The organism is Thermoleptolyngbya sp. PKUAC-SCTB121 (assembly GCF_016919485.1).
Classification (GTDB): domain Bacteria; phylum Cyanobacteriota; class Cyanobacteriia; order Elainellales; family Elainellaceae; genus Thermoleptolyngbya; species Thermoleptolyngbya sichuanensis.
In genome coordinates this window covers 323,562-346,903 of the sequence record NZ_CP070366.1, presented here as the reverse complement: position 1 = coordinate 346,903, position 23,342 = coordinate 323,562, and the positions used below count along the sequence as shown (strand labels likewise).

20 protein-coding genes and 1 other annotated feature are annotated in these 23,342 nt (G+C 57.2%); of the genes, 5 read left to right on the top strand and 15 right to left on the bottom strand.

Annotated features, from left to right (window positions below; all coding sequences use genetic code 11):
* Positions 1–23: 23 nt before the first annotated feature.
* Positions 24–180, bottom strand: a sequence feature (ribosomal protein L10 leader region).
* A gap of 96 nt (positions 181–276) precedes the next feature.
* The 8 genes from rplA to deoC form a co-directional block, all read right to left on the bottom strand.
* Positions 277–993, bottom strand: coding sequence for a 50S ribosomal protein L1 (gene rplA, locus JTM80_RS01480; RefSeq protein ID WP_172353832.1), 717 nt, complete (start codon positions 991–993; stop codon positions 277–279).
* Between the two features lie 115 nt (positions 994–1,108).
* Positions 1,109–1,534 (bottom strand): 50S ribosomal protein L11, encoded by a 426-nt coding sequence (rplK, locus tag JTM80_RS01475; RefSeq protein ID WP_172353831.1) that lies wholly within the window; start codon positions 1,532–1,534, stop codon positions 1,109–1,111.
* A gap of 7 nt (positions 1,535–1,541) precedes the next feature.
* Entirely contained in the window at positions 1,542–2,195 is a 654-nt protein-coding gene (gene nusG, locus JTM80_RS01470; protein WP_172353830.1) for a transcription termination/antitermination protein NusG, read from the bottom strand.
* 14 nt (positions 2,196–2,209) lie between these two features.
* Positions 2,210–2,404 carry a preprotein translocase subunit SecE gene (secE, locus tag JTM80_RS22565; RefSeq protein WP_225906908.1) on the bottom strand — a complete coding sequence of 65 codons (195 nt, stop codon included), beginning with the start codon at positions 2,402–2,404 and terminating at the stop codon, positions 2,210–2,212.
* Between the two features lie 380 nt (positions 2,405–2,784).
* The gene (locus tag JTM80_RS01460; protein ID WP_172353828.1) at positions 2,785–3,987 is read right to left on the bottom strand and encodes a glycosyltransferase family 4 protein; all 1,203 of its coding nucleotides are present in this window, start codon (positions 3,985–3,987) and stop codon (positions 2,785–2,787) included.
* 58 nt (positions 3,988–4,045) lie between these two features.
* Entirely contained in the window at positions 4,046–5,725 is a 1,680-nt protein-coding gene (locus tag JTM80_RS01455; RefSeq protein WP_172358768.1) for an MFS transporter, read from the bottom strand.
* 22 nt (positions 5,726–5,747) lie between these two features.
* Entirely contained in the window at positions 5,748–6,917 is a 1,170-nt protein-coding gene (gene recO / locus JTM80_RS22560; RefSeq protein ID WP_172353827.1) for a DNA repair protein RecO, read from the bottom strand.
* A gap of 75 nt (positions 6,918–6,992) precedes the next feature.
* Positions 6,993–7,694 (bottom strand): deoxyribose-phosphate aldolase, encoded by a 702-nt coding sequence (gene deoC / locus JTM80_RS01445; RefSeq protein ID WP_172353826.1) that lies wholly within the window; start codon positions 7,692–7,694, stop codon positions 6,993–6,995.
* Positions 7,695–8,312: 618 nt separating this feature from the next.
* On the opposite strand from deoC, the gene JTM80_RS22890 reads away from it, so the two are divergent.
* Positions 8,313–8,441 carry a hypothetical protein gene (locus JTM80_RS22890; protein ID WP_255548856.1) on the top strand — a complete coding sequence of 43 codons (129 nt, stop codon included), beginning with the start codon at positions 8,313–8,315 and terminating at the stop codon, positions 8,439–8,441.
* A 164-nt stretch (positions 8,442–8,605) separates the two neighbouring features.
* Positions 8,606–9,682, top strand: a complete 1,077-nt coding sequence (locus JTM80_RS01440; protein WP_172353825.1) for a VCBS repeat-containing protein — start codon at positions 8,606–8,608, stop codon at positions 9,680–9,682.
* A gap of 38 nt (positions 9,683–9,720) precedes the next feature.
* On the opposite strand, the gene JTM80_RS01435 is transcribed toward JTM80_RS01440, so the two are convergent.
* The 3 genes from JTM80_RS01435 to JTM80_RS01425 form a co-directional block, all read right to left on the bottom strand.
* Positions 9,721–9,984 (bottom strand): hypothetical protein, encoded by a 264-nt coding sequence (locus tag JTM80_RS01435; RefSeq protein WP_172353824.1) that lies wholly within the window; start codon positions 9,982–9,984, stop codon positions 9,721–9,723.
* 7 nt (positions 9,985–9,991) lie between these two features.
* Positions 9,992–11,248, bottom strand: coding sequence for a hypothetical protein (locus JTM80_RS01430; RefSeq protein WP_205370428.1), 1,257 nt, complete (start codon positions 11,246–11,248; stop codon positions 9,992–9,994).
* A gap of 305 nt (positions 11,249–11,553) precedes the next feature.
* Positions 11,554–12,966 carry an amidohydrolase family protein gene (locus tag JTM80_RS01425; RefSeq protein WP_172353822.1) on the bottom strand — a complete coding sequence of 471 codons (1,413 nt, stop codon included), beginning with the start codon at positions 12,964–12,966 and terminating at the stop codon, positions 11,554–11,556.
* A gap of 597 nt (positions 12,967–13,563) precedes the next feature.
* Here JTM80_RS01425 and JTM80_RS01420 point away from each other — a divergent pair.
* Complete coding sequence (locus tag JTM80_RS01420) at positions 13,564–13,725, top strand: hypothetical protein (RefSeq protein WP_205370427.1); 162 nt, start codon at positions 13,564–13,566, stop codon at positions 13,723–13,725.
* A gap of 364 nt (positions 13,726–14,089) precedes the next feature.
* Positions 14,090–15,685 (top strand): DEAD/DEAH box helicase, encoded by a 1,596-nt coding sequence (locus tag JTM80_RS01415; RefSeq protein ID WP_172353821.1) that lies wholly within the window; start codon positions 14,090–14,092, stop codon positions 15,683–15,685.
* 629 nt (positions 15,686–16,314) lie between these two features.
* Here JTM80_RS01415 and JTM80_RS01410 read toward each other — a convergent pair.
* On the bottom strand, positions 16,315–17,121 hold the full coding sequence (locus tag JTM80_RS01410; protein ID WP_225906732.1) for a class III extradiol ring-cleavage dioxygenase: 807 nt from the start codon (positions 17,119–17,121) through the stop codon (positions 16,315–16,317).
* 5 nt (positions 17,122–17,126) lie between these two features.
* Positions 17,127–17,870 carry a dienelactone hydrolase family protein gene (locus JTM80_RS01405; RefSeq protein WP_205370426.1) on the bottom strand — a complete coding sequence of 248 codons (744 nt, stop codon included), beginning with the start codon at positions 17,868–17,870 and terminating at the stop codon, positions 17,127–17,129.
* 187 nt (positions 17,871–18,057) lie between these two features.
* Here JTM80_RS01405 and mgtA point away from each other — a divergent pair, with 187 nt between their 5' ends.
* Entirely contained in the window at positions 18,058–20,706 is a 2,649-nt protein-coding gene (gene mgtA / locus JTM80_RS01400; RefSeq protein ID WP_205370425.1) for a magnesium-translocating P-type ATPase, read from the top strand.
* A gap of 136 nt (positions 20,707–20,842) precedes the next feature.
* Here mgtA and JTM80_RS01395 read toward each other — a convergent pair whose 3' ends face one another.
* Both JTM80_RS01395 and JTM80_RS01390 read right to left on the bottom strand, forming a co-directional pair.
* Positions 20,843–21,037 carry a hypothetical protein gene (locus JTM80_RS01395; RefSeq protein ID WP_172353818.1) on the bottom strand — a complete coding sequence of 65 codons (195 nt, stop codon included), beginning with the start codon at positions 21,035–21,037 and terminating at the stop codon, positions 20,843–20,845.
* Between the two features lie 144 nt (positions 21,038–21,181).
* Positions 21,182–23,230 (bottom strand): serine/threonine-protein kinase, encoded by a 2,049-nt coding sequence (locus JTM80_RS01390; protein ID WP_205370424.1) that lies wholly within the window; start codon positions 23,228–23,230, stop codon positions 21,182–21,184.
* Positions 23,231–23,342: the final 112 nt, after the last annotated feature.

Genomic DNA, 23,342 nt, shown 5'->3' with positions numbered 1-23,342 from the left:
GGTTGCGCTGAATCCTGAACATGAAACGAAAAGAAAAAGCCCCGGCGATCGCCAGGGCAAGTCCAGACAGAGTTAACCACTCCACCATTTGGCGAGTTCTAACCCAACATCAACACTTGACCTCGGCAGGATGATTAAGCCATTTGCCCCTGCTGTCTCTGGCCACCAGGATTCAGTTGTAAAACGGTCAAACTTTGAATCGGCGTTTATGCTCCTGAGATTGGAAACAAGCCTAAAAGAAACGGCTCCTTGGCTCCTTGGATGAAGACTCAGCGCTCAGGCTGCGTCACTCGCCTTCATGTCGCGCAGTGCCGCAATGTCCACTTCGATCGAAGGCCCCATCGTGGCAGCGACGTACATCGTTCGCCAGTAGCGACCCTTCGCGCCCGAAGGACGGTTGCGGTCGATGGTTTCTTGCAGCGCCTTCAGGTTGATCAGCAGGTCGTCGGGCGAAAAGCTGGCTTTGCCAAACATCACATGAACAATGCCCGACTTGTCAGCCCGAAACTCCAGCTTACCCGCTTTAAATTCGTCAATGGCTTGAGCCAGATCAAAGGTCACCGTGCCGCCCTTGGGAGAGGGCATCAGACCACGAGGCCCAAGCTGACGACCCAGCTTTGCCACCTGCGGCATCACGTCTGGCGTAGCAATCAGCACGTCAAAATCCATCATGCCTTTCTGGATTTCGTCGATTAGCTCCTCAGATCCCGCCAAATCTGCCCCTGCATTCGTGGCTTCTGTCACCTTCTCGCCGCGAGCAATAACTGCCACCCGCACGACCTGACCCGTGCCCTTGGGCAGTGCCACCGTGGTTCGGAGCTGCTGATCCGTGTACTTGGGATCGATCCCCAAGCGGATATGGGCTTCGGCAGATTCCGGGAACTTCGCCGTAGCGGTTTCCTTGAGCAGGGCAAGCGCCTCTAGCGGGGCGTAGGGGCGATCCTCAACCTTGGCTTGCAGTTCCCGCAAGCGCTTCGATACCTTTTTCACCATTTTGAGAGTCTCCTTGGGGTGTTAACGGGCGATCGCCCTCCCCCGAATCATGAACGAGTTCAACAAAGCAAACCAAACAGCAAACTCAATCACACAAAACTCAATCGCGCCGATTCTAGTCGGCAATCGTCACACCCATGTTCCGGGCCGTGCCTTCCACAATTTTCATCGCCGCCTCAACGTCGTTCGCGTTCAGGTCAGGCAGTTTCGTCTGGGCGATTTCCCGCAGTTGAGCGCGAGTAATTGAACCAACCTTCTTCTTGTTTGGCTCACCCGACCCCCGGTCAATCTTAGCTGCCTTGGCAATCAGCTTGGATGCCGGAGGCGTTTTCAGCACAAACGTAAAGCTGCGGTCTTCAAACACCGAAATTTCTACCGGAATCACCATGCCAGCCTGATCAGCCGTCCTGGCATTATATTCCTTGCAGAACATCATGATATTGACCCCGTGCTGACCCAGCGCAGGGCCGATCGGCGGCGCAGGGTTTGCTTTGCCTGCATCAATTGCCAGTTTAATAATCGCGACTACCTTTTTTGCCATTGCCCCACTAACTCTGCTTTTGAACCTGGTTAAATTCCAACTCGACCGGGGTATCTCGCCCGAAGATTGAGAGCAGTGCCTTGAGCTTGCTGCGCTCTGGGCTGACCTCAATCACCTCACCTTCAAAATCCTTAAACGGCCCCGACAAGACCACGATCTTGTCCCCAGCCGCCATATCAATTTTGACGACTGGCTTTTGCTCTTGGGCACGCTTGAAGATTCTCTCTACCTCCGAATGACCGAGCGGCATTGGCTTAACATGCCCGCGCCCCCGTCCATAGCGGCGCTTCTGCTCTGCGCCAACGAAGTTAATGACGTTGGGCGTGTTTTTCACGACCTGCCATGCTTCGTCATCCATCACCATGCGGATCAGGACATATCCCGGAAACACTTTTTCTGCTGCCTCTTTGGGTTTGTTGCCCTTTTGCGGCTTTAGGATTGGCGTTTGGGGAATCTCAATTTGGAGAATGCGATCGGCTACATCGAGCGTCTCGATTCGCTGCTCCAAGTTCATCTTGACCCGGTTTTCGCAGCCTGAGGCAACCTGGACGGCATACCAACGGGGCGTTCCACGGGGCGACGACTCATCTTCGTAATGCTCGGTATTGGCGGCTTCTTCCTCAACAGACAGCAGATTGTCTGACTCATCCGATGCAAGCATGATTCAGAACCCCCTTAGAACACCTTTCCGGCAGCCCAGATGAAGAAATTATCAAATAGATAAATGATCGTAGCGGAGAGGGTCACCATCAGGATGACGGCAAGTGATTCACTGACCAACTGCTGGCGGCTCGGCCAGACGACCTTATCCAATTCTTCTTTGGTTCCTTTGAGGAACTCAGAAATGTTAAACCCTGATTTTTCGGCGATCGCCTTTGAGTCAGCCCCCTTTGCAGGCTTCGTCTCCGCAGACTTGACGACATCCTGAGCCGTTTCCTCTTTTTTCTCTGCCACGATCACACTCCTTGCCTGAACGGGGAATAGATGGAGAAAAACGCGCATCTTCCAGAGCGGACGACCTGCCTACCAGCGTCAGAGCGCTTCACACCAGATTGCAAAGAGAGACAGAATAAGTCAGAGTGCAGAATCACTCTAAACGTTTTTTATCCCTGCTTAGCCTATCCAAGGCACACCCAGCCGCAGCAGCAACCCCTCTAGGCCCAAATTGCGCTTTCCCATCATAGCACAGAGAATTTCTGAAATGATTCTGATGCAATAAAGTCAAGAGGACTGAGCAGACAAGTGGCTGTCTAGTGGCTGTACCAGTTTCGCTGAATCGACGGGGGCGACGAGATCAGCTGAGTTCGATGCTGGGCTAGCACCTGTCGATACAGATCTTCGAGTCGGCTGATGTTACGGCTGAGGGTATAGCGATCTAGCACGCGCTGGCGGGCCTTTTGCCCCAGCAGCAACGTCATTTCGGGATGATCGCCAAACAGCGGCAGCAGCGTTTGCAACTGAGACAGCACGCGCTGAGTGCTGAGGACGATGCCCGCGCCTGCCTCCAGCACTTCGCCATCGGCCCCGGCATCCGTTGCCATGCAGGCGACCCCGCAGGCCATGGCCTCCAGCAGCGACAGCGACAGACCTTCCACTAGAGAAGGCAGAATGAACACATCGGCTCCCCGCAGGATTTCAATACGCCGCTGCTCATTGGCAACAAAGCCCAGCCACACGATGCCCAGATCTTCGCCATAAAACGGGCGCAGCGTCGGCGCAAGCGGCCCATTGCCCACGATCGCCAACTTACTGCCGGGGGGCATTTCCGACTGTTTCCATGCCTTGAGCAGCGCTTCTACATTCTTTTCGGTTGCGATGCGCCCCTGGTAAACAAACAGGCGACGGGCATCCAATTCTGCTTTGATGTTCGATGGGCCGGGTGAATATTTCTCCACGTCTACGCCGTTGGGAATCACCGCCAAACGGTTATCCGGAACTCCCAGCCGCACCAGCAATTCGCGCTGAATTTCAGAGAAGATGATGACCCGGTGGTAGTGGGCCAGAAATGGCGCGTAGAGCTGATACATCAAGTGCTGGGTGCCCGATGTCAGGTTGCGACGCTTGCGGTCAAAGGGTGGGTGAAATGTGGAGACTAGCGGTAGGTTTAGCTCTTCGCAAATTTCTGGCAGCACAAAATCCAGCGGCGAGAGCGTCAGAGACGCATGAACTAGGTCGGGTTTGAGCCGCTGGAGCGCCTGGGTCAGCACTTTGCTCGACTTGGGCGAGGGAATGGTGTAGATCTGTGACTTGTAGAGACAGGGAATGGAGACTTCTTGAAGTTCTTCCTGGATTTCCTCCGGAGGCTCTGCCTGAGATTCTGGAGGGAATTCCTCCTGGGCAAAGTGGAGAAAGCTAACCTGATGCCCCCTCTCTAGGAGCGCGTTTGTGACTTCGCGCCCGTAGGTGACATTGCCACAGAAAGGAGATTTTTTGCCAAGCCAAGCAATATGCATTCAACTTATCGAAAGAATAATTGAGAAAAGTTGGGGTATGAATACAAGAATTTAATCATCATTTAATCGTTTGCGATACGGTGGCAGGATCGGAGCCGCCGACGGATTGGGTGAGGACACCTGCGGCGATCGCCACTGCGGCCAGCCCCAGAAACACTACTCGCAGCCCTAGTAGCGTTTCTGCCACGCCCGCCAGCGCCAGCGGCAGACTGAGGGCAATGTTCACCGCGTTATTTTGCAGCCCAAACACCTTGCCCCGCATCTCTTCTGGCGTTTCTTCTTGAATCACCGTTTGCAGCGGAATCGCCACGATCGCCGCGCAAGCGCCAAACAGCACCAGCAGCAGCAGCGTCGGCACCAACTGCTGCGTAAAGAAGGACAGCGCCGCCAGGGCTGCACCCATGCCCAGCGCCCCGTAGAGGCTGAGGCGATGTCTCCGCAGGCGCATGCCCGAATGCCCCAGAGTCACTGCGCCCAGCGCCATGCCGACCCCACCCGCCGCCAGCAAGAAGCCAAACTGCGATGACTTGATGGCGGGCATCACCTCCGCCAGCCGCACCGCCAGCACTGCCAGCGCCGCAAAAATAGAGAACAGCACAATGAGCTGGATCAGCGCCGCCCGCACTCGCCGTTGCTGTTTCAGATAGCGCAGCCCGTCGCGGATGTTTTCCCAGACGGGGGGCAGGTCGTCTTTGGACTGGTCAATGGTTTCGTGCGGCTGGATCAGCAGCAGCAGCAGGCCTGCCAGGGCGTAGCTTAGACCAACAATGAGTTCCTTGCCGATGTTCAGGGTTAGCCCAAACTGGGACGCAACGTGGGCGATCGCCCCATCGGCCAGCGCCAGCAGCGGTTCCCCCACGGCAAACCCAACGATCACCGATGCCATCATGGTGGTCGTATAGAGCGAATTGGCAGACAGCAGATGCTTGCGCTCTACCAGCATGGGAATCGCCGCCTGCTCTGCCGGGGCGAAAAATTGCGTCAGCGTGGACACCAGAAACGTCACGCTCAGCAGCGCCAAAAAGCCAACCGGAATGCCCGCCAGTGGCGACCAGCCCTGAGAAATCCACAGCAGCGGCGGCAATACTAGCACCAGTCCGCCCCGCAGCAGGTTCGTCGCCACCAGCACGGCTTTTTTAGACCAATGATCGACAAACACGCCAGCTACCGAGCCAAACAGCACCGCCGGAATGGTGAACGCCACCATCACCGACGACACCCAGCCGCTCACCGTTTGCCCCGCAGACTGAAAGCGGCTGGTGATGAGCATGATCATTAGCACCAGGTAGACCTTGTCGGCAAGCTGGGAAAACACCTGCCCACTCCACAGCGCCAAAAAGTTGCGGTTTCGCAGCACGGGCAAAAAGCCGCGCTCCGATTCTGGCGTGTCGGAGTCCTGAGAGTCGTCTCCTATAGATTTTCCCGCGTGGATAGTGACAGCGCCCGGTTTGGCAGGTTCGTCGGCTTGGTGTCCGCTGGGTTCTGGGCTGGTTTCCAGCAGAGACGCAGCCGAGGGTTCAGGCAGGGCAAAATCAGGGGTATCCGCCGCCTTGCCATTTTGAGAAGACTGGCCATTCTCCGGCAACTTGCCATTTTTCGCCGTGTTCTGGAGGGGTGACGGATCATCGGGTGTAGAGGATTCCCACTGTCCGACCTGGCCTCGATAGCTATTGGGACTGTGCCGCTCAGCAGTGGTGAGCGGCTGGGGGCGATCGCCCGCTTGATCAGAAGCGATCATCCGCAGAGGAACCAGGTCAGGATCAATCCGTTGCATCTTGCGTAGGTAAACAGGACGAGGGCGAAACAGCCGCAAAGCAGGTTTCGATCAGGGCGGCTGACTGAATCGGGCGGTCAAAATGGTACTGGGCATAGTGGCGCAGCAGCCGCTCCACCCGCAGCCAGACTTCCTCTGGGGTCTTATAAGCCGACAGGGAAGCGGGCGCTGGCAACCCGTTTGTCTGCATCCAGTTTGCCTGCATCCACATGGAAAGCAACTCCGGATCACTCAGGCGCTGCAAAGCCGCAAGCTCAGCGGACGAGATGGGCGTACCCAGGCGAGATCCAGCAGTGGATTTGGGCAGGGAGCGGGCGATCGCATATCGTCCTTCCGGTTCTGCCAGCGTAGCGCGGCCTTTTGCTGCGGGAGTCATAGAATCGCCGGATGCTTTGACCTTTTTAATAGGCTTTGGCTTGGGGCGAACAGCAGCATTCAGGCTCTCTCTATTCTCAAGCACAGCGGCCGTCGATGCTAGGGCAGGGTTATGCGGATTTTGCGAATCCTGCGGATTTTCAGATGGATTTTCAGAGAGAATCTCCCCAGGCTCTAGGCGGGACAGCACCTCCCAGGACACGACCCCGCCGGCCGCTGCGTGAAATCCTGCCCGCCATCCCTCAACCTCTGAGTCACCCCTTCCCTCAGGACTCACCCCATCGGGTGGCACAATCGGCTGCTGAGTCACGCAACAAGTATGAACCTGCGGCGCAACGCCCGCTAGTGTTAGCAACTGGTAGGTCGCTTGCACCAAACAAAGCAGGGTGACGCTAGCAGGCAACTGCTCGATGCGGCGCAGGGACTCACTGAGCTGGGTAAACAGTTCATCCTGCGGCTGGTTGCTGAGTGCCTGACAAAGTGCCAATTCTGCCAGATATTGCCCAGCGGTGAGCTTTCGCAAATCCTGGCTCAGCCCCGTGAAAGCCTCGATCCCTTCTGCCTGAATAATCTTGTCTAGCGTCCGTCCCTTGGCAATCAGCAGTTGGTTTACCACAAACAGGCCGCTGCGTCCCCGCAGGCTGGACTCGTGTTTACGCGATCCGGGAGCCACCAACCGAATCAGCCCGTGTTCGCGAGTCAGCACGGTCAGGAGGCGATCGCTCTCGCCCATCGGCATTCCTTTGAGGTTGATTCCAACGGTTTTGTAAGTGCCGCTCATGGGGAGAGGGAGGGAGTGATGGGGGGCAGGGGAGTGGCGTATGGAGGGGAATAAAAGCTCAGGTAATCCGTTACTTCACCTTTCGTCGCTCCCTCCCGAAGCGCCTCGATCCAGGGTATCAAACTGCTGAACCAACTCTGGGCCGCGAGAGGTGCCGATGCGGGTGGCTCCTGCCCGGATCAGGTCAAGGGCCTGCTGGGCCGTGCGGATGCCGCCGGAGGCTTTGATGCCAATGCGATCGCGCACGATCTCCTTCAGCAGGCGCACATCGGCAACCGTTGCCCCCCCATTCCAGCCCGTGCTGGTTTTCAAATAGGCGGCTCCCGCATCCATACAAATCTCTGCCGCCAGCCGCTTTTCTGTCGGAGTTAGCAGGCCCAATTCCAGAATTGCCTTGACCGTTTGCCCCGTTGCCTCGCAAATTTCCGCCAGTTCTCGGTGCAGCGCGTCGGTTTTGCCTTCCCGCAGCCAGCCCAGGTTGATTACCACATCCAGTTCAGTTGCGCCATTTTCGACGGCTTCTTGAGCTTCATAAAGCTTGGTCGCAGAGGTAGACGCACCCGTCGGAAAGCCAATCACGGTGCAGACTTGGGGCGATTTGTGGTGCAGCAGAGACACCGCCTGCCGGACATGCGCCGGAAACACGCACACTGCTGCAAACTTGAAGCGGTCAGCGGCTTCGCAACACTCGGCCACTTGCTCAGACGTGGCCACTGGGCTGAGCAGCGCCTGATCAATAAACGCGGCGAGGTCGATATCGGAGTGAGAACCTGGCATAAGCCGAGATGAGTCAAGACGGCGGACAGTGCCGATCACAATGCTGAAGAAAGCATGGCATGAAACGCCAAAAACTAAATCCTTTTTTGGAATGAGTTCGTAGGTAAAAGCAGGTCGGGTGGGCGTGCTGTTGATGGCATGGTAAACGGGCTATGCACCCATCGGCTGACACGGCTGGCGATTTTGCCAGATTCCGCCAAATGGACTATGCTGCACTTTGTTGAGAAATGTAAACATTGAAACTGCAACTGAATTCAAGGATGTCTCTTGCGTGAACGTGTGTTAAACACAGATGCAACTTAGGACAGATGCGAATTAAGCGGGAATGACCGAAGCAGGTGTGACCGGAGCAGGTCTGACTGATACAGATAACGCGATGTGCAGCTTGCAAACTGCCCTCATCCCCCAACCCCTTCTCTCAAGTCGGGAGAAGGGGAGCAAGAGAGGCTTGAAGTCCCTCTCCTCCGCTGGGAGATAGCTCAAAGTCTGCGGCATACCAGAAAAGGGTGAGGGGGATCGGCAAAGCTGCACATTGCGTACAGATACATACAGGTACAACAGTGCAACGGTGCAAATTATAGGGAAGGAGCGCTTATGAAGCTGAGGATCTCTGAGGCGATGGCAAGTCGGTTACTGGGTCTGTTTCTGTGCGTGGCAACGGTGGGTGGAACGCTGGCGCTGTTTGGGAGTGTTCCTTTGATCGCGCGAGTGGGTGCGGAGATTCAGGCAGCAGGCCAGTCGCGCTAGTGGCGATGGGCAAACAGATCGTGCATCTGTACTTTCAAGGTTTGAAGGCATCAAAGCTCGACGACGGAAGCGCCCGGATCTTGAGGAGAACCGTTAGTACGCTGATCTAGAGGGAATCTTGTTGGAGGACTCTGATGCGGGGTCTGTTTCTTCTGGAGGGCGGGATGAGCCGAAGTGCAGGAAAATGGCAGCGATTATCAACTGATTCGCCGAGTAATTTGCCCAGTGACTCGGCGAGTGATTTGCCCAGTGGTTTACCCAGTGATTTGCCCAGCCAATTTATCAATCGCGGGTGGAGCCACGGGACGAATGTTTGGCGGCGATCGCTCTCTGTGGCGATCGCGCTATGCCTGAGCAGTTGCGCTGAAACGGCGATTGAGGCGACTGGGGTTGAGACCCAGAATGTACTCGCAGGCGAGCCAGCCAGCGACGTAGCTGCCACAACGACCAAGGCGACTGAGGTAGAACTGAACGACGCGCTAGAGCAGCCGAGAGAACTGCATGAAGGGCCAGTGCAGGTGCGCTTTCGCTATCGCCAAGATGCCGAAGCCTGGGGCGGCGAAGTCCAGTATACGCTGCTGTATAACGGGCAGCCCCAGCTAGAACAAACCCAGGAAAGCACGGCCTACGGTGGAGTAAGTTTGCAAGACCTAGATGCAGACGGCACGGCTGAAGTGATCATCCGCACCTATTCCGGCGGAGCGCACTGCTGCACCTCCCACATCATCCACCGCTGGCAGGGCGATCGCTTCGAGACAACCGACACAGGCTTCCGCGATGGCGAAGGCGGCAGCTTTCGAGATCTAGATGGCGATGGGCGACTAGAGTTTGTCGCATTTGACAATGCCTTTCTCTATGCCTTTAGCAGCTACGCTGGCTCGTTTCCGCCCTCCCAAATCTGGGCGCTGCAAGACGGGCAGCTTGTAGACGTGACCCGGCAACATCCAGCAGAACTGCGGGCGATCGCCAACCAGATGCGCGAAGCCGTACTGACCGTTCAAGCAGACACCAACGAAGTCAACGGCATTCTGGCGGGCTACGTGGCGCAGATGATCCTGCTGGGCGAATATGAGCAGGGCTGGGCATTTATGCTTGCCAACTACGATCGCACCTCAGACTGGGGTCTAGAAATCTACAAAGACGGGCAGGTTGTCTATCGATATCCCGACTTTCCTGCCGCCCTCGAAGCATTTTTGACTGAGCAGGGCTACCTTCCGGCTGGAGGTTCCGCCGCCCGATAGTCCGGCGCTGCCCTGGCTCAGAATCCCAGAACAGAACCCTAGAAGCGAATAGATAGCCACAGTCCTAGGCCGTGCTGATCCAGGTCGATTTCGCTGCGTCTGAGGCCGCTGCCGTCGCAAAATTCGTAGCTATTGTAAACGTAGGCTACCCGCAGAGTGACGGAGCGAGAAAAGCTGTAGCCCACGCCAGTCTGAAAATTAAAAGTGGTGTCGCGTTCGGCGTTGATGTTGAACCCAGACACGGTGCTTTCCAGACCCAGGCTCCAGCGTGGCGAAAGCTGTAGCCCCACTCGAAGCCCCACCAGCGGCTCAAGGGTAGTGCGGGAGGAACTGAATTCTCGATTGATTGGGATGGTGTTGGGGCCTGATTGGGATGGTGTTGGGGCCGATCCGCACCTCGTCCACTTCAATTTCCTGTCTCGAAATATTGGTGCGGAGTCCGAGAATGGGATCGACGACCAGAAAGGGGAACGGGTTAGCGGGGGTGGGCGATCGCCGCAGGGATCGATTAACCACGCGGTAGTAGGCGGCCAAATCGATCTTGCCCTGGCGCAGAGAGGCACTGGCATCGGCCCGGCCCTCTACCTCAAAGGGAATGCCAAAGCGCAGAAGGCTTCCTGCTGGGAACGTGACGGGCAGCGTGCCACTCTGGGCCAGCGACAGATAGAAGCCATCGAGCAAAATCCCAAATCGCCCGTTCTGGGCATCAACCCGCAGGCCGCCATCGAAGGCGCGATCGAGGTTCAAAAAGTCGTCTAGGTCGGCCCGAATTGTAGTCGATCGCCCCACGGCCGAAATGTCTGCCCTCACATCCAGCGGGATAAAGAAATACGGCTCTACAGTAACCTGCCAGCGGCTGCCCGATCTAGACCCTCCAGACCCCGCGGAACCAGCCAACTGTCCTTTAGGATCAAAGGGTGCAGATTCAGAAGAAAACTCACCTTCGGGCAAATCGGCGGGTTCCAGTTCCGGCAGGTCAACAGGCTCCAGCGCAGGCTCAGATGGCTCAGCCAGCGGATCAAGCGAGGTCTGCGCCAGGGACGATTCATCCAGGGAAAATTCATCAACAATGGGTTCTGCGGCTGGCAACTCATCTAGAAGCAACTGTGCAGTGAGTTGTGGCTGCGGTTCGAGCGCTGGCGGCTGTGCAGGGGTTTCCCGCTGGATTTGCTGGATTTGCTGGATTTGCTGGATTTGAAGGTCTGCAATGGTTGTAGGTTCGGGCTGAGAGGAAGCAGCGGGGATGGAATCAGGATGCAGGGTGATGGATGAAAACTTAGAGGTTTCGTGCAACTCTCCTAGGGCAGCATCTTCAGAAACCACCGCCAGTGCTGGACTTTCTGGAGTATCCCGGTGAATGAATTCAGCCGATTCGGGGGCGGATGGACGCGGTTCCGTGGCGTGGGCTGGGGCAACCCATACGACCGCCGCCACCGACGCTGCAATAGAGAGCGTCTGGGCGATCGCCCTCATGCGCCTCTTGGATGACCGACACTCCTCCAGCCCCCCAGTTTGGGAAAGATGCTGAGAACAATACCCCCAGGACAATGCAAATTGGCGAAGCATGATAAAAACTCTGAAAAATGGCAAATTGAAATGCAAAACACGTAGCACAAAGTTAAGTGAAACCAAAGTTCAGTGAAGCGAGTTTGTCAAAACCGAAGTTTCGTAAAACCAGCTCAACAGACCTAAAACTTCAGCAAAACATTTCACAAGATATCAGTAAAGCAGTGGGCAACAAGCTTAGAATTCGACAATTTAGACCATTGGACGGAACCACGGGTTGCAGATTGGATGCAAGAACCGGAGCGCAATGCAATCTCATCCATCTGTCCTCCTAGAAGCCAGATGGATGAGCCAGAGAATCCCTATTAGCTCAGCAGATTTTTGTAAATCTTGCCGTCTTTCATAATCACCAGGAAGTTTTCAGCAGGATTATCAATCAGCCGAATGTTTTCCAGAGGGTCGCCATTCACCAACAGCAAATCTGCCAGAGCGCCCTCTTCGACCACACCGAGCTTGCCTGGATAGGGATTGCGTGGCCCAGACATCGCCAGCAGTTCTGCATTGTCGTGCGTTGCCATCTTCAGCACTTCCGCAGGCGTATACCAGCGCACCATTTTCGACAGCAGCCTGCCCCGACGAGCCGTTTTTGCAGGGTCATACAGGATGTCGGTTCCCCAAGCAGTTTTGATGTTGTATTTCTTGGCTAGCCCGTAGGAAATATCCGTGCCCTCTGCCACTTGCAACTGCTTCCTGCGGCTTTCACTGCCTTCGGGATAGGGGTTGGCATCTTCGTCATCTAGAAAGGGCTGCATACTCAGCCAGACTCCCTTTTCGGTCATCAGTCTGGCCGTTGGCTCATCCATCAACTGACCATGTTCAATACACTTCACCCCGGCTCGAATCGCAGTCTGAATTGCTCTTGGCGTATAGGCATGAACCGTGACGTAGGTGTTCCAATCTGCGGCCGCATCCACGGCAGCGCGAAATTCATCCTCGGTGTATTGGGATACATCGAGGGGGTCATAGACCGAAGCCACACCGCCACCCGCCGCCAGCTTGATTTGAGTAGCCCCCCGCATTAGCTGCTCACGGGTTGCCCGGAGGACTTCGGGCACACCATCGGCGATCGCCCCCACGCCATATCTCTCAGCCAGACTCAGTTCCGAAGTCGGCGTTCGGAGCAGTTCATCCAGCGTGCGAAAGTCCCCATGGCCCGACGTTTGAGAAATCATCGCGCCCGACGGCCAGAGTCGCGGCCCCGCGAGTTGACCCTGGTCGATCGCCTTCTTCAGATCAAACACCGGCCCCGCCATGTCCCGCGCACTCGTAAACCCGTTCATCAGCATCTGAGTAGAACTCTCAGCCGCAGCCCGAAACACCTGCTGAACCAGGGCATCTCCCCCAGCCCCCGCCTCGAACAGAGCCGCCTGACCCGCAACCCCTTCCAGAAACAGGTGAACATGGGCATCGATCAATCCCGGCATCAGCACTTTGCCTTCCCCGTTGATCAGGAGGGTGCGGAGATCGGCAGGAACCGGAATTGGCGAGGTAGAAATGCGCTCGATTTTATTGTCAATGACTAGTACATTGGTCGGGCCCGAAAGCCGAGGAGAGGTGCCATCAAACACCCGCACATTTTGAAACAAAACGCGATTGATGCCCGGATTTGGAAGGGTCACAGCAGGTTGGCTCTGCGCCCAGCCCACCTGCGTTGCCAGACCAATCAGAATGAGTAAAACGACTCCTAAGATAGCCGAGTATCGAAATCGGGAACCCATATGCCTTACGACCTATTCACGACTTAACGTAAACTCAGTAGCTTTTCCAAAGCGAGCTAAATTTCAAAGCTAGCTCGATGCACTTTGCTACAAAATCTGCAATTAGGATTTAATTCCAAATTCGTTCCAAATTAGTTCCAAATCTTGTAGCCACTCGCAAACCTAGGCTGATAAAACGAGACAGATCACCAGATGAGAGCTAATTTGTAAAGGAGCCTGAAAGCCTTGTTAATCAAGGATTTCCGAGAAACCGCTTTTCCTGGGCAAACATGACCTCAAAGCCACACATGCCAAGAGTTTCAGGCTTCTTAAGATTTGCTTCATAAATTAGCTCTTAGGGAGTCATCATGTTGTCGCCTTGATGCCATGGCAGGTTGAGGGCTGGTTGACTGACAAAAGTTGTCTATAAGCTGCTGAACAGCTTGTGGTGCTGTAGTTTCAGAGAACTGAGGAGAGAGAGGGGAGCCAGCGTTCTAAGCTTAGATACCACTCAAAAGCATAGATGTTGTGAACTCCCCTCTCTACAATGCCTTGAACACTTGGCTGGGTCAATCGGTACCCTGAGCGCATCGTGGGCATCTGACGACCTGCCTGTGGATGGTCATCGCCTTACTCCAGCGCGGAGAGGTCAACCTGACGCGGTGGCTTGCCCTATGTCCCCTGTCGAGGAGTGCAGGCACAAAGCAAACAACGACGGCTAAGCCGCTGGCTGCACAACAGTCGTCTGAACGTCCATCGCCTGTACAAGCCGTTGATTGAGGCAGCGTAAATCAAGCTCTGCTTCCCTCCTGGCTTTCGTTCCAGCTTTAACCTGTTTTGTCAGTCAAACAGGGGGGAGGGCGCATCCCAGTTCTGCAAGTTTGCCCTCATCCCCCAGCCCCTTCTCCCAAAACGGGAGAAGGGGAGCCAGAAGGGATTTAGGGTGAGGGTTGCAAAAGTGGGATACACCCTGTAGGGACTACCCTTTCGCTGAGCTTTTTGATCGCGATGGGTGACTCGTTTTCTGGAAGCCGCAGCACAAGGTTCTAGCGGCTTCCAGTACACGCGAACTCTATTCCGGGCCGTCCTTTGCTACAGTAAGCCTTAGAGATTTTGCCTGTTGCTTGCCCACAACGCTTCGTGCATGACTGCCCAAAACGCGACCGCTCCCACGCCGCCGACGCTGCGCCCCTATCAGGTGCAGTTGATTAAGGATCTCTACAACAAGCTGGGCGAGGGCTATAAGCGCGTAGCGGTGATTGCTGGGACGGGCGCAGGGAAAACGGTGATCGCCGGGCAAATCTGCGCCCATGCGGAGGCGCGGGGCTGTCGGCTGCTGTTTTTGGTGCATCTGGATGTGCTGGTGGGGCAGACCTACGACAAGATGCAGGCTTTTGGGCTGCACTGCGGCTTTATTAAGGCGGGCTGGAAAGAAGACCCGACTGCGCCAATCCAGATTGCCAGCGTGCAAACCATGACCAAGCGCCACTGGTGGAAAAAGTGGCACGCCGATGTGGTGCTGTTTGACGAAGCGCATACGACGGTCTTTAGCCAGGTAGGGCAACAGGTGCTTTACAAAACCCATCCCCAGGCGGTGCATCTGGCGCTGACGGCCACGCCCTATCGCCTGGGCAAAGCGCAACTGGGCGACCATATGGAAACGCTGGTAGCTTCGCCAGTGCCGTCGGTGCTGCAAAAGATGGGCTATCTCGCGCCAATGAAGTATTATGGGTTGTCACCGGAGCATCAGATTGACCTGTCGGGCGTGGGCACGGTGGCGGGCGACTATGACGAGCGGGCGCTGAAAAATGCGTGCGATCGCCCCGAACTGGTGGAACGCATTGTGGAAGAATGGCTACGGCTTGTTCCCGACAAGCGCACGATCGCCTTTTGTGTAGACGTGGAACACGCACGGCACGTTGCCGAAGCCTTTAACCAGGCCAATGTTCCCGCAGCAACGGTGGATGGCGAAACGCCCATCAAAGACCGTCAGAAGCTCTACGCCGAACTGCGCGACGGGCACATTCTGGTGCTGACTTCCTGCAATGTGATCAGCATTGGCTTTGATGAGCCGAGCGTGGAGGTGGGGCTGCTGCTGCGGCCCACCCAGTCGCGGGCGCTGCACCATCAGCAGATCGGCCGCGTCATGCGAATTGCGCCGCACACGGGCAAGCTGCACGGCACGATTCTTGACCAGGCGGGCAACCTGGCGCGGCTGGGCTTTCCCGAAGACATCGAGTTCTATCACCTGCCTACGCGAGAAGACACAGAAGGCGAGGGCATCGGCAGCGCTCCTATTAAGCAGTGTCCTGCCTGTGGCCGCATCGTGCCCATTTTTTTGATGACCTGCCCCGACTGCAAGCACGAATGGCGAGACGAGAGCCAGGTATGTCTGGATGACCTGGAAGAGGTGCTGAGCGACGAACAGGTGCGGATGCTCGAGGAGCAAGAAATGCTGCGCTTTTTCCATGCTCAGCGCAAGCGCAGCTATCAGGAAGGCGCGGCCCCCTCCTGGAGCGATCGCCGCTTTTTTGAAAAATTTAACTGTATGCCCAAGGATGCCTGGTGCCTCGGCTCCATCTTTGGCGCATCGCCTACGCTAGAAGACAAGCACAACTATAAGAATTACCTGATGCGCGTTGCCCAGCGCCAGGGCAAGTCGATTGCCTGGGTGATCAGCGAGTTTCAAAAAGAATTTGGCCCCCACGGCTGGGAGGCGATTTTTCTCAAAAATGCCTGACTCAACATGCCTGAGTTTTTCCCTGAGTTGTTCTATGCGTCCAAATGCAAGAAGCAGACAGCCAGTAGCCCCCACCGCTGTCTGCTTCTGCGAGGATGATCGGAGCCACCCTCCCGTTTAGAATAAACGGTCTGGCAAAAAATGGTATGAAGGCAACCATTGATTTTTGAAAATATTTCTTGAGGGATTTGTCAGAAATTAAGAATGATGGGTAAAGACTTCGGACATTGATGCGGAGGGCGCATTCCAGTTCTGCAAGTTTGCCCTCATCCCCCAGCCCCTTCTCCCAAAACGGGAGAAGGGGAGCCGGATTGGCAGTCCCTCTCCCAAAGCGGGAGAGGGATTTAGGGTGAGGGTTACAAGGGATTTAGGGTGAGGGTTACAAAAGTGGGATACACCCGATGCAGACATTGATTCGGACATTGATACTGATATCACTTCTCCTGAGTGGGGCGATGAATGAAACGGCTGGACATTCCGTAAAGGTTTGACTCGCAATCTAACTGGCAATCTAAGATGGCAAATCCAAAGTCGCAAATCCAGAATCGAGAATCGGTATGACCGCTTTGCACGCTAATGCAACGCTAATGCAAAAGGGGGCGCGTCAGCAGTGGCCAGACGCAGGAGCGTTAATTTTTTCCTTGAACGTTTGGCTTTATTGAACAAGCCCATAGGCGGCCATGCTGAGGATGCCGTAGGTGGTGCTGTGATGAAGTTGGATGCCGCGATCGCCCCCTTGCCCCCATCGCCACCAGCAGCGGCAAAAAGTGTTCCTCGCTGGGATGATTGTCGGCGGCGTGGGGGGCGACTTGGCGATAGTGCAGCAGTGCGTCAGTGTCTCCCTGGGCGATCGCCGCTGCGAGCCACTGGTCAAATGCTGCTACCCAGGCGGGCGGGGCTGCGTCGAAAGCATAGCCGCCAAAGGCCCGCAGGTTGTGCGTGGCGGCCCCACTGGCAAGGATCAGCACATCGTCCTCCCGGAGTGGGGCGATCGCCCGGCCCAGTTGCAGGTGATGGGCCGTGCCCAGCCGCGGCTGCACCGAAAGCTGCGTCACGGGAATGTCGGCTGCTGGATACATCAGCATGAGTGGCTCCCATGCACCGTGATCGAGTCCCCGACTGGGGTCGAGGGTGACGCTCATGCCCGCTTGTGTCAGCAGTTTTTCTACCCGCTCTGCCAGTTCCGGCGCACCGGGTGCGGGATATTGAAAGGCATAGGTTTCTGGTGGAAAGCCGCCAAAGTCGTGAATCGTCTCTGGGTGGGGCGCGATACTCACGGCGGGCGATCGCGTCTCCCAGTGGGCCGACACAGCGAGGATGGATTTGGGGCGCGGCCACTGAGCGCCCAGATGCTTGAGAAATTCAACGGCAGGCGCAGTTTCATAGAGCGGTAAATCCGGTGCGCCGTGGGAGACAAAGAGCGTGGGAAGAGACATAAGACTTAGGAAACCCTGTTGAGATGTTGATGGAGAAACTGGGTTAGCGCTTGCCACGCATCCTCAGCGGCGGCGGCATTGTAGGACGATCGCTCGTGACAGAAAAATCCGTGGTCGGCATCGGGATACACTTTGAGCCAATACGCTTTGCCCAGGTCTTTGAATCGCGCCTCGATGTGCTGTACGCGCTCCGGTGGAATAAACGGATCAGCGCCGCCGTGAAACAGGTAGACGGGCACAGTGATGTCTTTGATCGCCTCTACCCAATCGTCCAATACCATGCCGTAAAACGGAGCCGCCGCTGCGATGTCGCTGGAAAATCGACACGCCGTTAAAAAGGTCAACCCCCCGCCCAGGCAAAACCCGGTAACGCCAATTCGGTCGGGTGAAACGTCGGGTTGCGCCTTGAGGAAGGCGATCGCCGCCTTTAGGTCCTGTTCTACGGGCTGCCCAAAATCCATGCGATACATGGTTGCCATCGCCTGTTCCACCTCGTCATAGCCAAATTTATTGTGGGGCCATTCGCGGTAGTACAGGTCTGGCGTGAGGACGACGTAGCCCTTGGCGGCGGTGCGAGTCGCTACGTCCCGAATGTGGGGGGTTAGCCCAAAGGCTTCCATCAGCAAGAGAACGGCGGGGCTGGAGGCCGACGCAGCGGGCGCAGCGGGGCGATAGAGAAAGGCGGGCATCTCTCCACTGGGCGTGGGGATGATTGCCTCAGTTTCCACGATGGCCGTTTTGAGAACCATTGGGCATCCTCCTGCATAGGCTATTCAGCCTATGGTAGGGTAGGGGTGCTGGAATTGACTTTTGCAGCGTTGGGATGCAGCAGGCTTGTAGCAGCAGACTTGTATGGGTCGGGGTATGGCTGGACACGTCGGCGATCGCCCCAGCACGGCATCATGAAAAGCAGACCTCTGGCGAGGTGTTTGCCCTATGCCCTCCTGGTTTTCTGTTGCGTCCCGTCGCGCCCTGCCTGCTGCGTCTGGTAGGTCGTTGCTGCCGCTTGCGGTAAACGCGGCTCAAACTGATCCTCATCATCTGCTAAACCAGCTTGAAACCCATCCCTACGGGCTAACGGCCGTGCAGGCCCGCCAGCGTCGCCGCCAGTTTGGGCCCAATGAAATTGCCCACGACACTACCCCCGCTTGGTATCAGCAGTTATTCCGCGCCTTCAATAGCCCGTTTGTGTATCTGCTGCTGGTGCTGGCGATCGCCGCCTGGCTCACTCGCGATCTGCGGGGTGCAGCGCTACTCCTGGGGATCGTGCTGCTCAGCGGGGTGCTGCGGTTTGCGCGGGAATATCGCTCTAGCCGCGCCGCCGAAAAGCTGCGGGCCCTGGTCGAAACCACCGCCACCGTCAGCCGCTACGACGATCTGCTGCCGGCCGAGCGTCGCCAGGAAGTCCCCATTCGCAAGCTGGTGCCGGGGGATGTCGTGCATCTGGCACCGGGAGATATGGTGCCTGCGGATGTGCGGCTGCTGGAGGCCAATCACTTCTTTGTGGGCCAGTCGATCCTCACGGGGGAGTCGGATCTGGTGCAAAAATACAGCGCCGTTCGCGCTGCGACATCGCCCAACGGAGACTGGTGGACGCTGCCCAATCTTTGCTTTATGGGAACCACGGTATTGGGCGGCAGCGCTCGCGCCGTGGTGATCGCCACCGGAGCGCAGACCTATTTGGGACGGCTGTCGCAAGCGCTGATCGGACGGCGATCGCCCACTAGCTTTGACACGGGTATCAACCAGATCACCTGGCTGCTGATCGGGTTCATCGCCATCATGGCTCCCAGCGCGGTTTTGCTCAACGGCCTGGTTCGCGGGCAGTGGACAACTTCCCTGATCTTTGGGGTGGCGGTTGCTGTAGGTCTGGTGCCAGAGCTATTGCCTCTGATTCTCAGCATCGGCTTGACGCGCGGGGTCAGTGCCCTGGCCCAACAGCAGATGCTGGCCAAGCGGCTGGATGCGGTGCAAAACCTGGGCGCAGTTGACCTGCTGTGTACCGACAAGACGGGCACGCTCACCCAAAACCAGGTGTCGTTTCACAGTGCGATCGCCCCTCTGGGGCAGTCCAGCCCCGATCCGCTAGCCGATGCCTATTTGAACAGTTATTACCAGACGGGCATTCAAAACCGACTGGACGATGCCATTTTGGAAGCGGCCGACGCGAGTGCCTTGTCCCAGTCTGCGTTGACCCATCGCAAGCTGGGGGAAGTGCCCTTCGATTTTGCGCGGCGGCGGCTGTCTGTGGTGGTCGAGCAGGAGGGTTTTCCGCGGCTAATCTGCAAAGGGGCTGTGGAAGAGGTGCTGGGTCTATGCAGCTACATCCAGCATCAGGGAGAGCCAACGCCCCTGACCGAAGCGCTGCATCAGCAGACCCTCCAAACAGCCCAGCAGTTTAGCCAGCAGGGGTTTCGGGTGCTGGCTGTGGCCTGCAAGCGGCTGGATGCGCCGCAGGATCACTACGACCCGACAGATGAGGCGGGGCTAAGGCTGGTGGGATACCTGACGTTTCTCGATCCGCCGCAGGAGACGGCAAAGGGGGCGATCGCCGCCTTGCAGCAATACAACGTGCACGTCAAGGTGCTGACGGGGGACAATGAGCATGTTGCCCGCACGATTTGTCAAGAAGTCGGGCTGCCCGTTCAGCAAGTCTGCCTTGGCTCGGCGATTGACCCGATGAGCGATGAGGAACTGGCCGCCGTTGCCGAGAACACAACCCTATTTGCCAAACTGTCGCCCCTGCAAAAAGCTCGAATTGTGCAGGTTCTCAAACAGCAGGGACATACGGTGGGCTATTTGGGCGATGGGGTCAACGATGCGTTGGCTCTGCGAGAGGCGGATGTGGGCATTTCGGTAGAGTCGGCGGTGGATGTGGCCAAGGAGTCGGCCGATGTAATCTTGCTTGAAAAGAGCCTGCTGGTGCTGGAGCAGGGCATCGTGGAAGGTCGCCGCACCTTTGGCAATATCATCAAGTATCTGAAGATGGCGACCAGCTCCAACTTTGGCAATGTGCTGAGCGTGATGGGGGCCAGCGCCCTGTTGCCCTTCTTGCCCATGCAGCCGCTGCAACTGCTGGTGCAAAACCTGCTGTACGACCTGTCCCAAACGGCGATTCCCTTTGACCGAGTGGATGAGTCCTACCTAGCCCAGCCCCAGCGCTGGTCTGTGGGGGATTTGCGACGGTTCATGCTGTGCCTCGGGCCTGTCAGTTCCATGTTTGACTATGTGACGTTTGCGGTGCTGTGGGGGGTGCTGGGGTTCAATGTGCCCGCCGATGCGGCGCTGTTTCAGTCGGGCTGGTTTGTCTATGGGCTGCTGTCCCAAACCCTGATTATTCATCTAATTCGCACGGCTAAGGCTCCGTTTACGGAGAGTACGGCTGCCTTGCCCGTGCTGGGGATGACGGGGCTGGTAATGGCGATCGCCCTGCTGCTCCCCTTTACGTCTGTGGATGCGAGTATTGGGCTGGTGCCGCTGCCGGCCCGCTATTTCCTCTGGCTGTTTGCCATTCTCCTCGGCTACTGGCTGGTCACTCGCGGGGTCAAAGCTGCCTATATCCGCCGCTTCAAGACCTGGCTTTAGAAGGATAGAACTTACGCAGTTGGACGATTTCTCGCAAGCGCAGCCCGCAAGAAATCGTCCAAAACCCAGAAACCTTAATCGCAAATGCGTAAGTCCTAAAGGATTCATCTGCTGGATGTGCCAGCATTCTGCACGCCTATGCCGATGTCCGCCGCCGCCAGGTGAGCCAGCACAGCAGCGCCGCCATCACCCCCGTCGGGGTCAGCACGATCGCCCAGACGATGCCAACCTTGTCAGGCACGAGCGCCAGCGGTGGAAAGTATTTGATGGCGATCGCCCCCAGGGCAGAACCGCCCATGACCTTCGCCAATAGCCCCAAACTATCTCTCATGCCTGCCTAAATCAGGATTAATGGTTCTAAGTAGGTGGACATTAATAAATATAAAACCCAAAGACCCTGCGCCGCCCGCTGCGCGGGCGGCGCAGGGTTCGGGATCTGTTTTTTAATCTGGTCTATCTACTTAGTTAATCGATTCTAGTTAATCGCTGTCGCCCGCAGCACGTAGTTCACAGTCTGGTTGGCGCTGACATCGATTTGGTAGCGGCCCGACTGCGACAGCCCCGGCCCGATTTGCAGCGTGCCGCCCGACGCACTAGAGAGCGATCGCCCATTCGGGTCGCGGATCTCGACCTGCACATTGCCCTGGATAATATCGACGATTAACCCCTGATCGCTCTGCAAATCCACCAGATAGCGACGCATCCGATTCGCCCGCACCTGGTTGTCTACCTCCCGCGACTCTCCCGGCGACAGATTCAGCGTTTCGGTGCGGATATCGACTTCCGGCGGTGGCTCTGGCGTGGGTGACGGATCAGGCGGCGGCGGTGGTGGCGGCGTGGGACTCGGCGGCACGCCTTCTAAACTCAGAGTCAACGCATAGTCCGTTCGAGAAATGCCCGATAGCGGCTTCACCTGCACAACGTAATCCCCCGCATAGGCTGCCGTGCCGCTCCACTGCAACACCTGCGAAGCCTGTCCGTCCACAGGCTGGCGATCGGGATTCAGCACCGTCATGATCACGCCGTCGCCATCCAGCCGCGCCGTCAGCGTCTCCCCCGCTTCCATCGAAATTAGGTAGTTAATCGTCTGATTATCTCGCAGACTGCCCCGTGCCGTGGTGTTGGAACCGGGCCGCAAATTGAGCCGCTGGTCAAACTCGACGGGCTGGCTGGGCGAGGGGCTGGGCGAGGGCGAAGGCGTTGAGATGGGGCTGGGCGAGGGCGACACCGTCGGGCTGGGCGCAACCGTTACGGTCGGCGATGGCGTTGCCACAGGCGGACTGCCGTTCAGCAGCGCACTCACCACCGCCCAAGACGCAATGCCTGTAATCGTTGCTAGCCCAATGCCAATCGCCAGCACAGCCAGCGGATTGTCCCACACCGAGGTTTGGCGCGGCGCAGGAATCGAGCGATTCGCTTGCCGACCCGCACTGCCCACTGCCTGCGTGTGCGCTGTCGTGGTGCTGGGCGGCACGGGGCGGCCCACGGCCACCGTCTGCATCTGCGAAAGGGGGTCGGGCGGCGGGCTGGCGACGGGCTGGGGCGTTTGGGACGGGTGCGCGGCCGGATAGCCCGGTTGCGAATAGCCCGGCTGCGGATAGCCCCCTTGGGAATAGCCGGGCTGGGGATAGGTGGGCGGCTGGTAGCCAGGCGGCTGGTAGGTGGGCGGCTGCGTTGCGGGATAGGTCGCCGCATTGGTCACTGCCTGGAGCGCCTGGGCCACTTCGGCTACCGATTGATAGCGATCGCCCGGCCGATAGCTCAGCATCTTGTTCAACACCTGCGCCAGTCCGGGGCTGACGTTGGCGTAGCGCTGCCAGTGCCAGGTTAGGTTCATATCATCGTAGAGTTCCTGCGGCTCTCGCCCCGTCAGCAGCACCACCGCCGTCACCGCCAGCGCGTAGAGGTCGCTGTTGGGATAGGCGCGTCCCGTCTGCATTTGCTCGCTCGGCGCATAGCCCAGCTTGCCGACGGTCGTGGATTGGGTCGCCGTTTGCAGCCGCGTGGCAATTTCTTTCACCACGCCAAAGTCAATCAGCACCGGAAGCTGATCGGCCTGCCGCAGCATGATGTTATCTGGAGCAATGTCGCGGTGAATAATGCCACGGGCATGGATATGGGCCAACACAGGCAGCAGTTGCCGCAGCAGTTGCACCACCTCCGGCTCCGAAAACGCCTGCCCGCTCAGCTTGCGCTCCGTCAGCAAATCGCGGTAGGACTTGCCTTCTACATAATCCTGCGCCAGAAACAAACGCTGATTTTCTTCAAACGTGGCGCGAAACTGAGGAATTTGCGGGTGCTGAATTTGATACAGGATTGCCGCCTCTCGCTGAAACAATTCCTTCGACTTTTCCAGCGCATAGTCCCCCGACTGCGAGGGAATAAACTCCTTCAGCGCACACCGCTCGCTAAACCGCCCCAAGTCTTCTGCCAGATACGTGCGCCCAAACCCGCCCTGGCCAAGCAGCTTGACCAGGCGATAGCGATTTTGCAAAACGGTTCCAGCGGACAGGGGAGGTTGCATGTTCAAGAGCGGGGGGTGAAAGAGTCGGGAACGGGGAGTTTATTTCAACAAGTTCAACATTATAAATACACTGATTGCGGGGTTGATTTCGGAAGGAGACGGCTTGGGATTT